This window comes from Mycobacterium angelicum (genome assembly GCF_002086155.1).
In the GTDB taxonomy this organism is placed as follows: domain Bacteria; phylum Actinomycetota; class Actinomycetes; order Mycobacteriales; family Mycobacteriaceae; genus Mycobacterium; species Mycobacterium angelicum.
In genome coordinates, this window is record NZ_MVHE01000523.1 from 1 (window position 1) to 206 (window position 206).

The 206-nt window shown below is 64.1% G+C and carries 1 protein-coding gene and 1 pseudogene; one reads left to right on the plus strand and one right to left on the minus strand.

Annotated features, from left to right (window positions below):
• Nucleotides 1-78, plus strand: a pseudogene (locus tag BST12_RS34160) (hypothetical protein); the annotation flags it as partial.
• Here BST12_RS34160 and BST12_RS31810 read toward each other — a convergent pair.
• Nucleotides 75-206: zinc-binding dehydrogenase (locus tag BST12_RS31810; RefSeq protein WP_342746526.1), on the minus strand; the 132-nt coding region annotated here is incomplete at its 5' end. The pseudogene BST12_RS34160 and the gene BST12_RS31810 overlap by 4 nt on opposite strands.

The window sequence follows — 206 nt, forward strand, 5'->3', positions numbered from 1 at the left end:
GCGGGTGCGAATTCCTCGTGTTGGCCCGCCGATCCGTCACAGCATCACCGTATCGCCGAATCGCGAGCATGCGCTTAGGGCTCGAGCACAACCTTGCCGAGCACACCGCCGTCGTCCAGACTCTGCAACGCGGCCTGTGCTTCCGACAACGGATAGCGTTGCGGCGGAGGCGGTCTGAGCCCCAGAAAGACCAGCTGGTTTAGCCC